This is a genomic window from Okeanomitos corallinicola TIOX110 (genome assembly GCF_038050375.1).
Classification (GTDB): domain Bacteria; phylum Cyanobacteriota; class Cyanobacteriia; order Cyanobacteriales; family Nostocaceae; genus Okeanomitos; species Okeanomitos corallinicola.
On sequence record NZ_CP150886.1, the window covers coordinates 3635896 to 3654293 of the forward strand.

Below are 18398 nucleotides of genomic sequence, written 5' to 3' on the forward strand. Positions count from 1 at the left end.
AAAAATGAGAAAACTTTAGTAAGTCCTAGTTTATGTTCGTGAATCTACTGAAGTAGACTAACTCTTACCCTTACTCTATATATTTCCTCTGTGAAAAACTACTCAAACTGAAACCTAGTTAGGTTGTTAACAGAAAGTCTATTTTTTATCATTGTTAAGTTAAGTATTGGAGTCAAGTTTTTCATGTCAGACCCCAACATCGAGCGCTTGCTGAGTAACCGTTACCAGATTCAGGAACTAGTTGGTACTGGAGCAATGGGAAGGGTTTATCGTGCTAAGGATATCTTGTTGGGTGGTGTACCTGTTGCTATCAAGTTTCTTGCTATATCTATACAAAACGAAAAAATGCGCTTACAAGAACGTTTTGAAAGAGAAGCAAAAACTTGTGCTTTACTAGGGCAAAAAAGTATTCATATTGTTCGCGTCATGGACTATGGAGTAGATGAACATAATACTCCATATTACGTAATGGAATATTTACAAGGACAAGGTCTCAGTTCTGTAATTCGGAGTCGAAATATTTCCACATCTAGATTTCTGAGCATGGCCAGACAAATATGTCTGGGTTTACAATCTGCTCACAATGGTATTTCCGTAGATGGAGTTATTTGCACAATTATTCACCGTGATATCAAACCTAGCAATATGCTAGTCATCCAAGATCCCAGTTTTGGAGAACTAGTCAAAGTCCTAGACTTTGGTATTGCTAAGTTAGTCATGTCTGACAGTGATCAAACAAAATTCTATTTGGGTACTTTGGCTTATTCTTCTCCCGAACAAATTGAAGGTAAGGAACTAGACAACCGCTCTGATATTTACAGTTTAGGGGTAATGATGTTTGAAATGCTCACTTCTAAAATGCCACTAATACCAACAAATCACTCCTTCGGAGCATGGTATCAAACTCATAAATTCCAAAAACCAATATCTTTTCAGGAAGCTAATTCCAGTCTTACTATACCCAAGCGGATACAAGACTTGGTGATGGGTTGTCTGGAAAAAAAACCCAGTGACCGCCCCCGAAATATCAAAGTTGACGCCCCGACATCCCCAGCTTTGTTCTGCCAATAGAACCGAGCAAGAGAAGGAGGTCGTCCACTCAGACAAAAGCTCACCTAACTCTATGCCATAGTGGAACCTGAATCTAATCCCCACTGATGCTTGAGAAGCTCTTTGTAGGTCGCTTCCCTAACAACCATCTGCTCGTAAAGCTTAACCAAAAACTCTTGAGCTTGCTCATGGCTCATATCCTTAACTTGAGTGGCAAATGAACGAATGTTGAATTGCTGTTCTAAAGAAAGTTCAATTGGTTGATTCATAGTTAACCCCTAAAAAACAACGCGAACAATAAATATTCAGTAACAGAATGGCTGAAAGCTTTTTCTTTGAGCCTTTAGCTGTCACCAAAGAATTTTTGACTCTGTATTAAGAAAGATAACAATTGTTTGACAAATTGCCCAGTCATTTGTGATTCATTTTTTTGTACTTGGCATTGAATTGAATGTTTCTGGGACGTGTTCATATTTTCCAGTTATGGTTTAGGTAAATTAACCTACGGAAAATAAGCATCATTGATGATTGATCCAATATTAACTCATCTAATTTCGGTAAAGTAAAAAGAGCAAGCAAAACCTTTACTGCATATTCAGTCGGGTTAATACTTGGAGAAGGTTGATAGACGAAAGCTAAATGAGAATAGTATTGGTTGAGAACTTTACAAATGTTAACTCTTTGGATTATGTAAATTAAGCCTCTCATTGAACTTGATGAGGCTTAAAGATATTTGTAGCAATTTGGAAACAGAAAAAAAGCTCAAATTGAACAAAATGATGAGTATATTTACTTTATTTGCGATTAGTTGTTGGTAATTAGTCATCAGTCATCAAAATAACCACCAATTAAACCAATTAAGAATTGTCATCCACAGAAACAAGGATAACCGTGATGTTATCGTGTCCACCTTCTTCCTTTGCTGCTTCAACTAGAGCATAAGCAGCTTTATCTAGTACAGGAGAATTTTCAATACAGCTTTGAATTTGTTGTTCCACAAGTTCTTCTGTTAGTCCATCACTACATAAAAGTAAGCGATCGCCAACTTTGACATCTAATATTTGGATATCCACAAGATCCAAGTCTTCACGTCCTAAACAACGGGATAAGACATGACGATAGGGATGTAACCTAGCTTCCTGGGCGGAAAGATCACCCAGTTTAATCGCTCTAGCTATCCAAGTATGGTCTTCTGTAATTTGCTCTAGTTTTGATTCTCGCAGACGGTATAAACGTGAATCTCCCACATGAGCGCACAAAGGTGTTTCTGGTTTTTCTGGTTGAGAACGTAAAACCACTACCACAATAGTAGTTCCCATGTCAGCACGTTGAGGATGGCTTTGCTGATCTTGTATAATAGCTGTATTGGCAGCCCACAAAGATTGTTCTAATAATTCTTTGGTAGATTGAGAAGATTGCCAATTTGTTGATAAATAAGATTGGATCTCTTGGGTAGCAATACGACTGGCTTCCTCTCCACCAGCATGACCACCCATACCGTCAGCCACTATGAAAAATCGCCCTTCAGGGTCTATATAGTAAGCATCTTGATTATTAGAACGAATAAGTCCCGGATCGGTATAACCCGTGAAGGTAAGTTTCATAAATTTTTTCGGCAATAATTAATACTTATGATCAAAACGGTCAAGGCGGGAAATTAGGCGAATCAGTGTCACTGAGATGACAGCAGCAATTGAACCAAGGACAACTGCTAACCAGATAAAATCATTTACCAGTAAAATAGTAGCTGAAATTGTTAATCCACTGATAATCAGAGCATAACTCATTCCCATCTGAATATTACTCTGCCGTCGTAACAAACGTTCAGTTTCTAAAGATCGGACTCGCATCCGAATGTCGCCACGTTCCAACTTATCTAAAGTATCTTCTAATCGGCGTGGTAAACCCAAAGCAGTATTACTGACTTGTACTGCTTGACGACTTAATTCATTCAAAATGCTATTCCCCTCTAAACCACTATTATTAGTCATAAGTTCCATTGCATAGGGCTGGGCAACTTCCATAAAATTAAACTCTGGGTCTAAACCTTTACCAACTCCTTCTAGGGTAGAAAAAGCCCGCATCACAAAAGTGAAAGTTGCTGGAAATCTGAATGGTTGATTGTAAGCTATTTCATAAAGGTCTTCACTGATGGCTGCTACTGATTGGGCTTCAAAAGGCTTGTCCATAAAGTTATCCAGCATATACTGGACAGAACGTCGCACTGGGCCCATGTCTTCTACTGGTTGAATTGCTCCCAAATTAATCAGAGATTGGACCACGCGATCGCCATCTTTTTGGGCAAGACCAAATAGAGTTTCCATTAAACCTTCACGGACATTGGCTTTAATGCGCCCCATCATCCCAAAATCATAGAAAATTAAAGCACCATCGGGGCTAACTGCCAGATTACCAGGATGAGGATCGGCATGGAAAAAACCATTATTGAGTAATTGGTGTAAATATGCCTGAGCGCCATAACGGGCAATCATTTTTCTATCTACACCAGCAGCCTCTAGAGCCTCATATTGACTCACCTTAATACCTGGAACATATTCTAAGGTAATAATTCTAGATGTAGCATAACGCCAATAAACTCTGGGTACTTTCACCCAATTAAAACTACGAAAATTGCGCCGGAAAGTATCAGCATTGCGACCTTCATTGAGGTAATCAATTTCTTCCCAAAGAATTCGACAACATTCTTCATAAATACCCATCCAATCCCTGCCCTGTCCCCATTTAGGATGGCTTTGAAAATAACGGGCAATACCTTTAAGAATTTGTAGATCAATTTCAAATAGCCGCTTGAGTCCTGGTCGTTGTACTTTGACGACTACTGATTCTCCAGAATGTAGAATTGCTTTGTGTACCTGTCCTAAACTAGCAGCAGCCAGGGGAACAGGTTCAAAACTCTGGAATAATTGTGGGATTTTTTTACCTAATTCTTGCTCAAGAATAGTTTCTACTTGCTCATAGCTAAATGCTGGGACTCTATCCTGCAACTTAGATAGTTCTTCTACATATTCACTGGGGAAAATATCAGCACGGGTAGAGAATAATTGGCCAACTTTAATAAAGGTTGGTCCTAAGTCCAAAAATGTGTTTCTGACCCAGATAGCTTGGGCTTTACGTCTAGCCGCTTGTTTAGCTTCCGTGACACCACCAGGATAACTCCAGTTTTTATTATACCGCCAAATTTTGAACATGAAGGTCAAAACAAATGACCAAATATCTATAAAGCGGCGTTTACTGGAGTATTTTTCCCGATTCCAACGGTAAGCTTTTCCTGAATAACCTTGTTCCATATTGTTGTGATACCGTTGGGTATTCATTGAATTAGTGGTCAAAGCAGACACTCAGCTTCCTAAAATTTAGCAATTCGTGTGAGGTAGGGAGATGGGAGGGTGGGGATATGGAGAGATGGGGAGGCTAATAACCCAATCACCTCTTCCCCAATCACCAATCACCTCTATTTTGACGTACTGCGGTAATTTTGTAGTTCAGTTCTTAATAGGGCAATTTCTGCTCTAAGTTCGTCAATTTCCGTTTGTAAGTCAATCGAACCCCCATCAAAACCACTATTACTATTTGTGGTTGTACCATTTTCTGAGTTTGCTGTAGCCCGATTAGCCCGTTCTATTACTTCATCTGTAAATTGGCGTAAATGCTCTCTAGCTTCAGCATCAAATTTACCAAGTTCACTTAAAGCGTCAGTGAGGGCTACTTCTACGCGCTCGTTAATTACTTCTGCTACTGCTCTGCCTACAAAAAAGGCTTGCACAAGAGGGTTAGGAGAGTTATTCATAAATTTTTGTAAAGTTGCTCCGCAAGAGAATTATAACTTGCATTCAGTCCATGATGTTGAACATCATTCACGAGTTTATCCGTACTGCCCCTATTTTTAGTTTGTATATTTAGATTCTTTTTAGAATATAGTGACTGACAACAGCTTTTTCTATATTTTTAATGAGAATAATTAATATTTAGTCTCGAAAGCTCAAAAACTCAGATATGTAAGCTATTTGCGTTTTTTAGTATTTATGTATTAGTAAAGATATGATCAATAGTTGGTGACATCAAATAGGTAGAATATAACGTCAGTAGTATAGAGCAGGTATATCTAGCCCGTGAAGATATTTATATATCATACTCCAGAATTAACCCCAACTGAGGAAGCGCCAGAATGCGCGATCGCCGTCGATGTCCTGCGAGCCACTAGCACAATGGCAACAGTTTTAGCAGCTGGAGGCGAGGCTGTGCAAGTTTTCAGTGATTTAGATAAACTCGTAGCAGTGAGCGAACAATGGCCATCTGAAAAACGATTACGGGCTGGAGAAAGAGGCGGTAGTAAGGTGGCTGGCTTTGATTTAGGGAACTCGCCGCTAGATTGCACCGCAGAGTTAGTACAGGGAAAACGCATATTTATTAGTACCACTAATGGTACTCGTGCTTTGCAGCGGATAGAAAATGCGCCTATTGTTTTAGCCGCAGCTTTAATTAATCGAGATGCTGTGGTGCGCTTTCTTTTAGAAAAGCAACCAGAAACAGTCTGGATAGTTGGTTCTGGGTGGGAAGGTAGTTTTTCCTTAGAGGATACGGTTTGTGCTGGTGCGATCGCCCATAGTATTTGGCAACAAGGCAACGATTCTTTAGAAGATATAACTGGTAATGACGAAGTTACCAGTGCGATCGCTCTTTATTCTCAGTGGCAAAATGACTTACTAGGATTATTTCACCAAGCTAGTCATGGTAAACGACTACTGCGTTTAGAATGCCTTGAAGATTTAAAATATTGTTCTCAAACCGATATTTTAGATGTTTTACCAATTCAGCACGAACCAGGAGTTCTCAAAAGCCATACATAAGCCAGTAGGGGTTTAGCACTGCTAAATCCCTATAAGAGCTAAACCCCTATAAGAGTCAGAATTAGTAATTAAATTTTCTCCCCATTTCTCAATCTCCTCATTTTCCTGATCTAATACTTGATAATGGCACACCTAACCAGCCGAAAAAGTTTTCTTCCTGAGTCTGATCAGGATTTTCTACTGCTTGTAACTTATATTTAGTAGGATGTTGCGGCTCTAACGTAACAGAATATTGACGTAATTCATCTTGATGGAAAACTACAATTTCGATCACATCATGCGCTTGATAATCTTGTAATCGCTCATTTAATTGATTTGCTCCCACCTTCATGCCATTAATTGCTAACAACTCATCTCCGGCATCAATACCTGCTGCTTGTGCAGGTGAACTCATCTCTACAAATTTAATTATTTCCTTACCATTTTCGGTTTTAATCCTCACTCCTAAATAGGGTGTTTGATCATATTCTGCTACCAATTGGATACCAAAAGGTTGCAAGTATTGATTAAATGGTAAATCATCTAATCTGTGAATATAACACTTAAAGAAATCAGCTAAATCTATTCCGGCTACAGATTCAATTACGGCTTGTAATTGTTGGGCAGTATAACCAATTTCTTCCTGACCAAATTGCTCCCACATTTTTACCATTACATCATCAAATGAACGTTGATTTTGATGAAGGGAGCGAATCAATAAATCTAGTAAAAGTGATACCATTTCTCCTTTTAAATAGTAGGAAATTTGGGAATTACCACTATTAGCATCTGGGCGATATAGTTTAATCCAAGCATCAAAACTAGATTCAGAAAGTATTTGGACTTTACGTCCTGGAGTTTTCAAATATTTAGTAATTTCTTGATTGAGATGATTGAAATATGATTTGATATCATAAATTCCTGCCCGAAAAGGAATCACTAAATCATAATAACTTGTAGTTCCTTCACAAAACCACAGAGAATCTGTATAGTTTTCTTGATCATAATCAAAAGTCTCCAAACCTTGGGGACGAATTCGCTTCACATTCCAAAGATGAAAAAATTCATGAGCTACTAATTGAATGAAACGTTCATATTTATCTTGATTACGAAATCCAAAGCGATGATAAATCAAGGAACAAGAATTTTTATGTTCTAATCCTCCATAGGCTTGATACAAAAGATGTAAGATAAATACATATCGTTGATACGGTAAACCACCAAACATTTCTGCTTCAACTTCAATAATTCTGCTAAAGTCTTCCAGCAGTTTTTCATGTTGGTAATTTCCCTGTCCCCAAATTGCTAATTCATGGGTTTTTCCTAATATCTCAAAGTTAAATATTTCATGGCTACCAATTTCAAAAGGAGTATCAACTAAAGTATCAAAATCCTTGGCTATAAATGTATTTACTTCTTCTTTAACTGAGGGTAAACCTGTAGTGATTTGCCATTGTGGGGTTGGTGGTACAATAGTGATATTAATGGGTTGATCTTCCCAATCTAAAATTCTTAAAAATAGTGCCGCACCATTAAAGTAACCATGAGTATTGTCTAAATGATTGGTGCGTACTGTTAGCTCATTGGCAAATACACGGTAACGGAGGATAACTTCAGAAGCATCTCCTTTTTCTACTTGCCAATTATTTTTACTAATTTTCCGCCATGATAAAGTTTCAGCCCCTGCAAATGCGGCAAAATCTTGTAAATTTTTGGCATATTCTCGCACCAAGTATGAACCAGGTGTCCATACTGGCATTTTCAAATTAATTACAGATAATGGGTAGTTGAAAATATGCAAAGTTACCTCAAACAGATGGGTTTCTGGTTGAGGCATTGCTACCCAATAGTGAATAGATGACTGGACTGCCTGAGTTTGGGAGTCTAGATGGGCTACTGTTGCTTTATTCATGACGACTGCCGAGTCTAGGGAGGGTTATTAGTCTATAGTCAACAGTTCATAGATAATAGTCAATAGTCAATATTTCTTTAGCAGATGGTTACTCAAGACTCAGTACCAATCAAGCTTAGAATTTGTTAGCTAAATTTACCATTTGTGGGAAATTCACAATATATATGGAATTTTTCGCAGTGTCAATTTTTATCCATTGTTTTTCGTTGAGCTTTTCTATAATTTTGGTAGTTTCATCTAGGGTAATTTCCGTAACTTCTGCTAAGTCTTTAAAGGGAATATACAAAATTTCTTTGCCTTGGGGTGAATTTTTTCCATAGTTTTCAGCCAAACTAACTAAGGTGTGAGCTAGTTTAATCGCTGGTGGGCAAGACCTCATCTGTAGGCGGATATTAATTTGCCTGACCCGGCGTACCATTAGTTGTAACATCCGATGATGTAATTGTGGATCTTTAAACAGTATTTGAATAAACCGTTCTCTAGATATAGTGAGCAATTTAACTGGTGAAAGAGATATAACATCCGTTGAGCGTGGAGATTCATCTAAAACCGCCATTTCGCCAAAGAAGTCACCCCGACCTAAAATTGCTATTGCTACGGAATCTTCACCACTGGTACGTCTGACTTTTACCCACCCGGATACTAGGAAGTAGACTGCATTACCCCAAGTATCTTCCATTAAAACTGCTCTTCCAGCAGGGTATTCGTGTTCAACTGCAACGTTGATCAACCATTCCAATGTTTGTGGATTGGCTGTGTTCAACAAGGGGAAAATATCGCTAAAAACCTCGGTTTGCATGAAATATTCACAAGGAATGAATTCAATTTAATATACGGGATATTTGAGATAGTAAAAGGCAAACAACTTTGATCACAAGGCCTGGCAGTCAGTAAATTTTTTTACTAACTGTTTATGGCTGTTGTAAATTGTTTTAGCTTAGACACTGGCTCTACAGTAGCATAAGTCATAAGTAGTTTGCCAATACTATTAATATTATGTCTGGTTTTATGTTTAATTAATCACCGAAGACATGAAAGATAAAAGGCAAGGGAAAGATAAATTTCTCCCTCGTTTCCTTCATGTTGATAGGGCTGCATGGCGTAAGCTATTCTTTACCTCTCAAAGTTTGAGCAGTTAGATACACTTTTGTCCATTCACCCATAACTTGATGAGTTTTGATTTGTAAATTTTCAGCTACAGTTTCTATGGAATTCCCTGCTTTTCTGAGTTTAAGAATCTCTTTACCTAAAGGAGTGATTTTTGCTTCTAGTTGCTGCCATTGAATTTGGGTTAAGCCTAAGTTATGTTCTTGTAAGGACGTTGCCAGCCAATTATCTACCAGTTCGGGTTTACCTTTGATCGCAAATACACGTACGGCGTGATAGCTGATTTTTTCTCTGAGTCTGTACACTTCTTTGATGGGCTTATTGAGTTTTTTGGCTATTTCTTCTTGGGGTTTACCTTGTAGGTATAGTTTGAGCCAGTCTACTGCCTGTTGTCCTAAGTTTTGCAATAGGTATTCTTCAAATTCCTGGTTGACTGCTTGACGCAGGGATTGTTGTTCCTCTAATTGTTGTGCTTCTTGATATTCAGCGATCGCTTGATTGTCAACTAAGTTCAGTGGATTATCTGTGTCGTCTGAAAGAACTTCGTCAGAAACCAGTCTAATTAAGTCGTTCACTGGAACTTGGGTTAAACCACCACGCTGAATCCGCCGCAGGTAGTTGACAAAACGATACGCTAATAAAGGCTGGTTACGTACTGGACGCAAACAATATTCTTCAATGCTGGCAAAGAGTAAGGTGTCTTGCAATCTTCGATCTTGACTAATTGCTGATATATCTGACATCTGCTGTTTCATGTATGAATCGCTTTGCAGCAGTTCTTGAAGTAGCTCTTGCAAGACATCAATTACACTGCGTTGGCGATCGCGGCTGAGGGAAATCCAAGTCTGAATTTTATTTCTCAGTGTAATTACGCTGCCTAACCGACTGATTAGGTTACGATATGCCCGATCTCGTCCCATTCCTAAGTATCGTTGTCGTAAGATTCGCCAGCGATATTCCATTGCTTGTTTAGCAACTTCTAACTCTTTGGGGTTGAGTTGAGAAAGTCTGGTTGAGTCTAAGCCCAATAACCAAAGTATGATACTCTGTCTAGCTGCCTCACTTTGTTCTGGGCATTCAGCCTCAAGTCGTTTTTGCCAATATTGGGCTAGGTTTGCCTCATCTTTTCCCATAATGAGATTGCGCTCCTCGAAACTCCGATTTAAAGTTTGCATCACAACCCCCATACCAACGTAAATAATAAACTAGTAGTTTTGCTTTCAAAATCTATCTCGCATGACTTATCAAAAAATTTTGATACTGAAAATTCTTTATTAAGTTGTGCTTGACTGAAATAATTAATGAATTTTTAGTTGAAGTCTTTTGCCTTTTTCATCTCAGGCTAAAAAGGTAAAAATGATTTGCTTTGATTAATCTTTACTTTTGACGGATGTTTACCTGTGTTAGTTTCAAGTTTTTGTAATTATTTGCCTCAAACTTGTTTACAAGTCTTGACATTTATTAGATAATAGGAAGATAGACTAAAAAAATTGACCCTGCATTACTTTATATAAGCGCATATTTGATAGCACAATGAGATCCCCTAATTTATCGTAATTCAAGAAATTTAACAGATAAAATTAACAACCTGTTTTGATTTTCTATCAAAAAGCATTTTCCCAAGTAGCTGAGGAGCTAATTTGGTGAACTCAGAAATCTCCTAACTAATTCAGTATTCAGAATATTACTATAAATAGGTAATGTACTTACTGTGACAGAGATCACTTAGATACAGTAATTATTGTTAACTATTTGAGTGATTAAATCATAAGTTGATGATTTGGTGAATCATTTTTTATTTTTTATCAGTCACAGAGTGCAGGTTGTAGGACGGGAGGAAAACAACCAGTCATTAGGTAAAAATCACCATAATACCTCTAACTATGCAGTTCATACTCACATTTAAGCCTGTTACCTATCACCTGTACTGCTGGAAAGTTGAATTTATCTGACGTTGGCTGATCTAATCACTGGATTTTCTACAGAGTCACGATACTGCTGAACTTGATCCGTGTAAGCAATAGGAAGAACTGCCTCTACGTTTTCATGGGGACGGGGAATGATCACCCAGGATTCTAGAGTACCACCATGTACGTTTTCTACTGCTTCTACACCAGCAGCCATAGCAGTTTTCACTTCAGAAACATCACCACGAATATTTACGGTAAACCTGGCACTACCAACTCTGATGTAACCTACTAGGGTAACTCGGCCAGCTTTTACCATTGCGTCTGCTGCTGCTAATACTGCGGGAAAACCCTTTGTTTCTAACGATCCAACTGCTTGTAGTGACATTACTAAGCTCCTTTATAAATAAAATTATTGGCTACAAGTTAATTTGACAAAGCTGTAAGACCAACTTTGTAGGACAACTTGTTTAGAAGATCCGGAAAGGTTCAGATTTAGAAGTGAAGTGGATAGGTAGAATTACTTCTATATTTTCTGGAGGATTGGGAACTATATAATGGGTGATTACTTGACCACCATAAACTTCCTCTCCAGAAGTTATTCCTGCTTCCATTGCCCTGTTAACTTCCGAGACACGACCCCTCACTGCTACTAACAAGCGTCCGCTTTCTGCGATGCCATAGTAGACGATGGTGACAGCGGCAGATTTAACCATTGCGTCTGCGGCTGCGAGTACACAGGGAAAGCCTAAAGTTTCGATTACGCCAACCGCCATTGGCATGGCTTGATTCTCCTCAAATCAGGGTGATATATATTGTACGAGGCTTTGGTACTCATTTTGTCATTTGGCAAGATTTTCTTTTTGCTGATGGGTATTCCAGATCATGTACACTAATTTTTATGTTTCCAAGTTTTTTACCCGCTGCCGTCGGGGGGTTGACAGAACCCACTTCTATTGCCTTGGCCCAAAGTATCCAAAGTCAAGGAATTGCTACACCTTTGAGTCCTGAACCAATTTCCACTACTTACGTACATGAAGGTAGTGGAGGTATTCCGATTTTATTAGTGCATGGTTTTGATAGTTCGGTGTTGGAGTTTCGCCGACTTATACCTTTGTTAGCAGAAAAAAATCAGGTTTGGGCAGTGGATTTGCTGGGCTTTGGTTTTACAGATAGACAGCCAGATGTAGCTTATAATCCTTTGGCCATTAAAACCCATTTATACTATTTTTGGAAAACCCTAATTAACCAACCAGTAATTTTGGTAGGTGCTTCTATGGGTGGTGCGGCAGTAATTGATTTTACTCTTACATACCCGGAAGTAGTGCAAAAACTTATTTTAATTGATAGTGCAGGGTTAAAAGGTGGTTCGGCGTTAAGTAAATTGATGTTGCCCCAATTATATAATTTAGCAGCAGAATTTTTACGTAATTCCAAGGTAAGGGAGCGTATTTGTCGTTCTGCGTATTATGACAAATCTTTGGTTTCCCCAGATGGGTTACTTTGTGCAGAGTTACATCTAAAAATGCCTGACTGGGATAAATCTTTAATTGCTTTTACTAAAAGCGGTGGTTACTCAGCTTATCAATTAAAACAATTAGCAAATATTCAACAACCTACCCTAATTTTGTGGGGTGATCATGACAAAATTCTCGGAACTAAGGATGCGCCAAAATTTCACAAAGCAATCCCCCAAAGTCAACTAATTTGGATTAAAGATTGTGGACATATTCCCCATGTGGAAAAAGCGGAAATTACAGCACAATACATTAACTCAGTGCTGAGTTAATATTTTTAGTTATCCTGTCGTCTAACGGCGAGTATTAAATCAAGAATCCCCGTATTTCTAAGTCGGGAAATGTTAATTTTGTCATAATTATAATTCTAAATCCGATGAGAATTGCCATTATTGGATGTGGTTATGTTGCTGATCAGTATCTAAACAACATCAAATCCCATCCCGAATTTATTGTTCAGGGAGCTTTTGATCAGAATCCCCATCGAAGAGATGAGTTTTGTCAGTATTTCTCTCTCCAGGCTTATCCAACATTAGAAGCGGTGATGGCGGACTCATCAGTGGAAATGATCCTGAACCTGACCAATCCTAGAAGTCATTTCTCTGTGTCTGCTGCTGCTATTAACGCCAATAAACACGTTTATACTGAGAAACCGCTGGGAATGGATATGAAGGAAGCACGTCTTCTCATAGATATGGCCAGAGAAAAAAATGTCAGACTGGGTTGCGCTCCCTGTAGTGTATTAAGTGACACAGCCCAAACCCTTTGGAAAGCTATCAGAGAGGGGGCTATTGGCAAAGTGCGATTAGTTTATGCCAACTTCGACGATGGCATGATTGCTCCCAAGATGAAACCTTGGTCATGGCAAACTAAATCCGGGGCTTATTGGCCTGCCAAGGATGAATTTGAAATAGGTTGTACCTATGAACACGCAGGTTACTTTCTCACCTGGTTGGCTGCCTTTTTTGGACCAGCACAAAGAGTAACAGCATTTTCTTCTTGCCAAATACCAGATAAGGGAATTCCAGTTGATCAGATGGCACCAGATTTTTCCGTTGGCTGTCTTGAGTATAATGACGGTGTTGTTGCCAGAGTGACGGCGGGATTAGTTGCTCCTAAGGATAAATCTCTCACGGTGATTGGGGATGATGGAGTTCTCTTTGTTCCTTATTTACGTAATGATCAAGAATCTGTGTTAATTCACAGAGATACCGATTATGAAAATCTTCAACTTGTCGAGCGGCTACAAATTAAGATCCAGGCAAAGCTGGAGTATGCAGCCAAACGCTTGAAAATACCAACTGGTAACTTGGGTTATTATCAACGGTATCCAATGCTTAAAGGTAAATCATTTCAGCCTGCTGGGTCGCTCAAGTTTGTTGATTTCTTCCGAGGTCCACAGGATATGTTGGATGCAATCAAGAATAATCAACCCCATCGTCTATCTGGCGAGTTAGGACTTCATATTGTTGAATTGATTGAATGTCTCCAATATCCGCAAAAATTTAACTATCACAAAGAAATTGAAACCACTTTTCCCGCTATTGAGCCTTTGATATAAAGTTGTTTTCGGTGACTATGATGATTTGGCGTTGCTGATTAAGAGTATGATTTTTTTTCACGCAGAGGCGCGGAGAGTAAGAGTTTCATTTTTTGATTTTTCAATTTCATACTTCAATTCAGCACCGCTGATGATTTAATTTTGTCCAGCAGTTGATGAATTAATAGTGATTCATTGAGAGGCATGACTGGACTTTCTTTTAACCCTAAACGCAAACAACGCATGGTTTCTTCGGCTTCTCTGATCAGGCCGATGCTGGCAGGATTGGTAGATTGTGGTAATAAACTGGTGATGGGTTTGGCTATCCTTGTTAACTTCCGGCCAATTCGCTGTGTTAATCCCATTCTTGGACTTTTGTTGCTCAACACCCGCATATCTGTTGCATCTATAAATGGTGATGGGATGTAAATACTTCCATCTGTACCAAAAATATGAACATCATTAGAGTTTGTGGTGTTGATACTGATACTGATAGAAACAGTATGATGTGGATAAATGAGGATTACTGCACAATTAACATCAACTCCTGCATCTGTGCAAATTAACTGACATTGATAATTTTGCGGTTCACCAAATAAGAAGAAAGCTAGGCTCAGAGCATAACAGCCAAAACCAAGCATTGCCCCATGTCCATCTTCTGGTTGTCCTAGCTTTGATAAATCCTTTTGGTAGCCGATTCCTATGTTCACGGAACAGACTTTTCCAATATGCTGATCTTGAATCAGTTTTCTGCATTCTTGGATAAACGGATTAAACCGCATCCACATCGCTTCCATACAAAATAGACCACAAGAGCGGGCTTTTTCTACTACTTGGGATGCTTCTTCCCATGAACGAGTAAATGGTTTTTCGCAAAGAATAGCTTTGCCGCTATTTAGGGCTTGGAGGCAGTGTTCATAATGTAAATTTGTAGGCGTAGCAATGTAAATTACGTCAATTTCTGGATCGTTAAAAAATTCATCTAGGGTTCGATGTGCATGAGTAAAGCCGAATTTTTGGGAGAACCAGACTGCATGATCGGGATTTCTAGAAACTACAGATTGTTTGACTGCACTATTAATTTCTGCCAAACTACAAGCAAAATTTTGAGCAATTTTACCAGTACCGAGAATCCCCCATCTTATGTTTTGAATATCTGAATTCATGAAAATTTCTCTGATACACGACCAGCCCAATCATACCATGCTTGATTCATTCTCTCTTGCTCATTTAAAACTACATTTTTACTACACTAAATAAATTGCAAGGTGTTAATGAATCATGTTAAACATCTAATCAAATAACCAGGTTTTATCCTTAAATTCATCATTGCTTGTGTTTGATTTAATCACTACCCTTGGTGCTGGTCTGTAGGATTTGTGGGGATTGATTATTATAGATTTTGAGCTTTCTTTAACAGGTGGTTTAGCTATTTCTTTTGTTGGTTCTGGAACAGGTTTGTTTTTGATATCTTTCATTTCTGCAATTAGTTGAGAATTAGATTCTGCTAATTGTAAGGCTGTTTTTTTAGTTTCATAAAGTTCTTTAGCTAATCTTTCAGCTAAGGTTTTTTGTTCAGATAAAGCTGTTTTTAATTCAGAGATTTCCTGTTGTAAATCAACTTCTTGATTTTGGTGTTGTTCTAGAGTTGCTTGTAAATCTTCAATTGTGAATTCTAAGTCTGATTTAGTGGGAGTGCTTGAATCTGTAGATGTTGTTTTTGCTGTAACTTCTTCATCTTGAGATACATCAGATTCTATGACTTTCTCAGCAGTCACGTCAATTGCAGGTTCAACGGGAGATGGTGTAAATTTTTGAGTTTCTTCTTGTAATAAATCAGTGAGACGTTTCTTAGCCATGATTTCCTTTAAATTATGCTGTACTGATAAATAATTGCTGGATGGTACAAATCCCCAAATTTACAGGTGGAGTAAATCCTGATGTCGAATTAATAATTGCTTTTTTGGGACTTGAGAAATTAAACGCAGATGGACGTAGATAAACGCAGATGTTTTAGATGTTTTGTTTAACCTGTTATTTCTGGTTTCATTTTCGCTTCTAAAAATTCTAAGAGACTATTTACATCTTTACCAATTTGTTCAAAACATACCTTTGGTGTTGGTTCTGGTGCAAATTGAATTAATTTAATTTCTCCTTTACCAATTCCAATCATCACTACTTCTATTTCTGGGTTATTATTATCAATAATACCGAGAATTTCTTGGAGTCGGTTTTCAACTCGATCATTTAATTTTTCGATTTCAATTTGGGGACAATAAACAAAATGGGGCTGGGGTTGTAAATCTATGCCGATAGTACCTTTGCTATTGCCATTTTCTAACCATAAACCCCAAAATAAAGCAGCTACTTCCTGTTGATTTTCTTTGACAAATCTATCTATTTGTCGCCGCCATTTGGTATCCCCTTCTTCTGTTTTGCCACTACTAAACATAATAATTGGTAATTTGTAATTCTTAATTCGTAATTTTTATTTTCTCTATTTCTATTTTAACCCAGATTGTACACGCCAGAGGCTGGAGTAAACACCATTTTTTTCTAGTAGTTGTTCGTGAGTTCCTGACTCTATTAATTCTCCATGTTCCATCACATAAATACAATCAGCATTACGGATGGTAGAGAGACGATGCGCGATCGCAATAGTTGTCCGATTTACTGTTATCCTTTCTAAAGAACGTTGAATAGCAGCTTCTGTCTCATTATCTACTGCGGATGTCGCTTCATCCAAAATTAGAATCGGTGGATTTTTGAGAACTGCACGAGCTATAGCTATGCGTTGTTTTTGTCCCCCAGATAATTTTTGCCCCCTCTCTCCCACAATTGTCTCATAACCTTGGGGCAAACCCATAATAAAATCATCTGCTTCTGCCACTTTTGCAGCCGTGATAATATCTTCATTGGTAGCTTCAAATGTACCGTAGGCGATATTTTCGGCTACTGTACCATGAAACAAAAACACATCCTGACTAACCAAACCAATACAACGGCGTAAATCCCTTAAATTTAAACTTTGTAAATCCACACCATCTAGATAAATTTTACCATGCTGTGCTTCATAAAATCGCAGTAAAAGTTTAACTAAAGTGCTTTTACCCGAACCTGTAGAACCAACAATAGCAATGGTATTTCCCGCTGGAATTGATAAAGATAAATGTTTAAGTATTGGTGGACGTTCATAATAGGCAAAAGTCACATTGTTAAATTCAACTTCCCCCCGTACCATATCAATGGGTAAATTAATATTTCCTGTGTGAATAGCTACTGGAGTATCTAACAAATTCATCACCCGATTTGTAGAAGCCATAGCCCTTTGATATAAGTCAAAAGTATCACCTAATCTGGTTAAAGGCCACAATAATAATTGTACCAAAAATACCAAAGAACTATAAGCACCTACCGCTAATTTACCATCAATTACTTGCATTCCTCCAGATACTAAGAGAATTGTAAAGGCTGCTAAGATTAGTGTTCTAATAATGGGAATATAAGCAGCAGAAAGAGAAATTGCTTTGGCATTACTCAAGCGATAAGCATCACTTTCTAATTCCACCCTTGAGGCTTCATAATCTTCGGAAGTAAAACTTTTAATAGTAGTAATTCCGCTCAGATTATTAGACAATCTACCATTTAGTAAGCCTACCTTTTCCCTGACATCAGCATAGCGAGGCGCAAGAAACTTTTGAAAAGCTACCGAACCACCTAGAATAAAAGGCATGGGTAACATTGCCATCCAAGCCACACCAGGAGCTAAAATAAAAAATGTGCTACCGACAATTAAAATCGTGGTAATAACTTGAATAATATCATTTGCACCCACATCTAAAAAACGCTCTAATTGGTTGACATCATCACTCAGGATAGACATTAAACCGCCTGTACTACGTTCTTCAAAATAGGCTAATTCCAACTCTTGCAGATGTTTGTAAGCATCCAGGCGTAAATTATGCTGAATATTCTGTCCCAAATTTCGCCATAACAACTTGTAGCGATATTCAAAAAATGATTCTAAAATCCAAGTAACAACCGTAAGCAGAGATAAAACAACAAATTGTCCAGAAATATTTTTAATACCCAACTGAGCAATGATAGAATCTTGTTGTTTGACAACAACATCTACAGCAATCCCAATTAATGCCGGTGGTGCTAAATCAAAAACCTTATTGCAAACCGAAGCACCCACAGCCAGCCAAATTTGTCGCTGATATTTATGTCCGTAGTTAAGCAGGCGTTGCAGGGGATGTCCAGAATGCCTATGCCTTCTTGATGCCTTGTGAGATTTTATTCCTATAGCCACTAGCTGTTCACGGTTTTGTGCAGTTAATGTTACCACAAATTCGTCGTTAAAATTCAGAAATAAGCAAATGGTGATCAATAAAAGCTAAATTTCCGATCAATTGAGAAGAGTTGAGTAGAAAATTTACAACAGCTTATTTCAGTATTTAGTTTTTTAGCTTCTTACTGACTACTGACAGTTGGAATTTTGTGTTACTTTACTCAAAA

Annotated in this window: 16 protein-coding genes and 1 pseudogene; 4 read left to right on the plus strand and 13 right to left on the minus strand. The window is 38.1% G+C overall.

The features are described 5' to 3' along the window. Positions 1 to 183 precede the first annotated feature (183 nt). Positions 184 to 1029, plus strand: a pseudogene (locus WJM97_RS15870) (serine/threonine-protein kinase); the annotation flags it as partial. 92 nt (positions 1030 to 1121) lie between these two features. Here WJM97_RS15870 and WJM97_RS15875 read toward each other — a convergent pair. The 4 genes from WJM97_RS15875 to WJM97_RS15890 form a co-directional block, all read right to left on the minus strand. After that, positions 1122 to 1319 (minus strand): NblA/ycf18 family protein, encoded by a 198-nt coding sequence (locus WJM97_RS15875; protein ID WP_353929761.1) that lies wholly within the window; start codon positions 1317 to 1319, stop codon positions 1122 to 1124. A 588-nt stretch (positions 1320 to 1907) separates the two neighbouring features. Further along, on the minus strand, positions 1908 to 2654 hold the full coding sequence (locus WJM97_RS15880; protein ID WP_353929762.1) for a protein phosphatase 2C domain-containing protein: 747 nt from the start codon (positions 2652 to 2654) through the stop codon (positions 1908 to 1910). An 18-nt stretch (positions 2655 to 2672) separates the two neighbouring features. Next, a complete protein-coding gene (locus WJM97_RS15885) occupies positions 2673 to 4358 on the minus strand; it encodes an AarF/ABC1/UbiB kinase family protein (protein ID WP_353933185.1) in 1686 nt (561 codons plus the stop codon). A gap of 164 nt (positions 4359 to 4522) precedes the next feature. Continuing rightward, a complete protein-coding gene (locus WJM97_RS15890; protein WP_353929763.1) occupies positions 4523 to 4858 on the minus strand; it encodes a DUF6825 family protein in 336 nt (111 codons plus the stop codon). A gap of 322 nt (positions 4859 to 5180) precedes the next feature. Between WJM97_RS15890 and WJM97_RS15895 the strand changes: the two genes are divergently transcribed. Further along, positions 5181 to 5918: a 2-phosphosulfolactate phosphatase family protein gene (locus tag WJM97_RS15895; RefSeq protein ID WP_353929764.1), complete on the plus strand. Its 738-nt coding sequence runs from the start codon at positions 5181 to 5183 to the stop codon at positions 5916 to 5918. Between the two features lie 97 nt (positions 5919 to 6015). Here the strand turns inward: WJM97_RS15895 and WJM97_RS15900 are convergent, their stop codons facing one another. The 5 genes from WJM97_RS15900 to WJM97_RS15920 form a co-directional block, all read right to left on the minus strand. Continuing rightward, on the minus strand, positions 6016 to 7809 hold the full coding sequence (locus tag WJM97_RS15900) for a M61 family metallopeptidase (RefSeq protein WP_353929765.1): 1794 nt from the start codon (positions 7807 to 7809) through the stop codon (positions 6016 to 6018). Positions 7810 to 7924: 115 nt separating this feature from the next. Next, positions 7925 to 8608, minus strand: a complete 684-nt coding sequence (locus WJM97_RS15905) for a Crp/Fnr family transcriptional regulator (RefSeq protein ID WP_353929766.1) — start codon at positions 8606 to 8608, stop codon at positions 7925 to 7927. 307 nt (positions 8609 to 8915) lie between these two features. Continuing rightward, positions 8916 to 10103: a HetZ-related protein 2 gene (locus tag WJM97_RS15910; RefSeq protein WP_353929767.1), complete on the minus strand. Its 1188-nt coding sequence runs from the start codon at positions 10101 to 10103 to the stop codon at positions 8916 to 8918. Between the two features lie 757 nt (positions 10104 to 10860). After that, entirely contained in the window at positions 10861 to 11211 is a 351-nt protein-coding gene (locus WJM97_RS15915) for a carbon dioxide-concentrating mechanism protein CcmK (protein WP_353929768.1), read from the minus strand. Positions 11212 to 11293: 82 nt separating this feature from the next. Beyond that, positions 11294 to 11605, minus strand: a complete 312-nt coding sequence (locus WJM97_RS15920; protein ID WP_353929769.1) for a carbon dioxide-concentrating mechanism protein CcmK — start codon at positions 11603 to 11605, stop codon at positions 11294 to 11296. A 119-nt stretch (positions 11606 to 11724) separates the two neighbouring features. On the opposite strand from WJM97_RS15920, the gene WJM97_RS15925 reads away from it, so the two are divergent. Continuing rightward, positions 11725 to 12612, plus strand: coding sequence for an alpha/beta hydrolase (locus tag WJM97_RS15925; RefSeq protein WP_353929770.1), 888 nt, complete (start codon positions 11725 to 11727; stop codon positions 12610 to 12612). 104 nt (positions 12613 to 12716) lie between these two features. Then, a complete protein-coding gene (locus WJM97_RS15930; protein WP_353929771.1) occupies positions 12717 to 13901 on the plus strand; it encodes a Gfo/Idh/MocA family oxidoreductase in 1185 nt (394 codons plus the stop codon). 113 nt (positions 13902 to 14014) lie between these two features. Here the strand turns inward: WJM97_RS15930 and WJM97_RS15935 are convergent, their stop codons facing one another. The 4 genes from WJM97_RS15935 to WJM97_RS15950 all read right to left on the minus strand — a co-directional run bounded on the left by WJM97_RS15935 (position 14015) and on the right by WJM97_RS15950 (position 18192). Further along, the gene (locus WJM97_RS15935; protein ID WP_353929772.1) at positions 14015 to 15046 is read right to left on the minus strand and encodes a Gfo/Idh/MocA family oxidoreductase; all 1032 of its coding nucleotides are present in this window, start codon (positions 15044 to 15046) and stop codon (positions 14015 to 14017) included. 126 nt (positions 15047 to 15172) lie between these two features. Next, positions 15173 to 15739 (minus strand): hypothetical protein, encoded by a 567-nt coding sequence (locus WJM97_RS15940; RefSeq protein ID WP_353929773.1) that lies wholly within the window; start codon positions 15737 to 15739, stop codon positions 15173 to 15175. 167 nt (positions 15740 to 15906) lie between these two features. Then, entirely contained in the window at positions 15907 to 16335 is a 429-nt protein-coding gene (locus WJM97_RS15945) for a hypothetical protein (RefSeq protein WP_353933186.1), read from the minus strand. A 48-nt stretch (positions 16336 to 16383) separates the two neighbouring features. Further along, a complete protein-coding gene (locus WJM97_RS15950) occupies positions 16384 to 18192 on the minus strand; it encodes an ABC transporter ATP-binding protein (protein WP_353933187.1) in 1809 nt (602 codons plus the stop codon). Between the last annotated feature and the right edge of the window lie 206 nt (positions 18193 to 18398).

Coding starts and splice junctions, on each gene's coding strand:
- WJM97_RS15935 (WP_353929772.1), bottom strand. CDS start 15,046: ATGAATTCAGATATTCAAAACATAAGATGGGGGATTCTCGGTACTGGT.
- WJM97_RS15925 (WP_353929770.1), top strand. CDS start 11,725: ATGTTTCCAAGTTTTTTACCCGCTGCCGTCGGGGGGTTGACAGAACCC.
- WJM97_RS15890 (WP_353929763.1), bottom strand. CDS start 4,858: ATGAATAACTCTCCTAACCCTCTTGTGCAAGCCTTTTTTGTAGGCAGA.
- WJM97_RS15875 (WP_353929761.1), bottom strand. CDS start 1,319: ATGAATCAACCAATTGAACTTTCTTTAGAACAGCAATTCAACATTCGT.
- WJM97_RS15930 (WP_353929771.1), top strand. CDS start 12,717: ATGAGAATTGCCATTATTGGATGTGGTTATGTTGCTGATCAGTATCTA.
- WJM97_RS15910 (WP_353929767.1), bottom strand. CDS start 10,103: ATGGGGGTTGTGATGCAAACTTTAAATCGGAGTTTCGAGGAGCGCAAT.
- WJM97_RS15940 (WP_353929773.1), bottom strand. CDS start 15,739: ATGGCTAAGAAACGTCTCACTGATTTATTACAAGAAGAAACTCAAAAA.
- WJM97_RS15880 (WP_353929762.1), bottom strand. CDS start 2,654: ATGAAACTTACCTTCACGGGTTATACCGATCCGGGACTTATTCGTTCT.
- WJM97_RS15915 (WP_353929768.1), bottom strand. CDS start 11,211: ATGTCACTACAAGCAGTTGGATCGTTAGAAACAAAGGGTTTTCCCGCA.
- WJM97_RS15920 (WP_353929769.1), bottom strand. CDS start 11,605: ATGCCAATGGCGGTTGGCGTAATCGAAACTTTAGGCTTTCCCTGTGTA.
- WJM97_RS15905 (WP_353929766.1), bottom strand. CDS start 8,608: ATGCAAACCGAGGTTTTTAGCGATATTTTCCCCTTGTTGAACACAGCC.
- WJM97_RS15900 (WP_353929765.1), bottom strand. CDS start 7,809: ATGAATAAAGCAACAGTAGCCCATCTAGACTCCCAAACTCAGGCAGTC.
- WJM97_RS15885 (WP_353933185.1), bottom strand. CDS start 4,358: ATGGAACAAGGTTATTCAGGAAAAGCTTACCGTTGGAATCGGGAAAAA.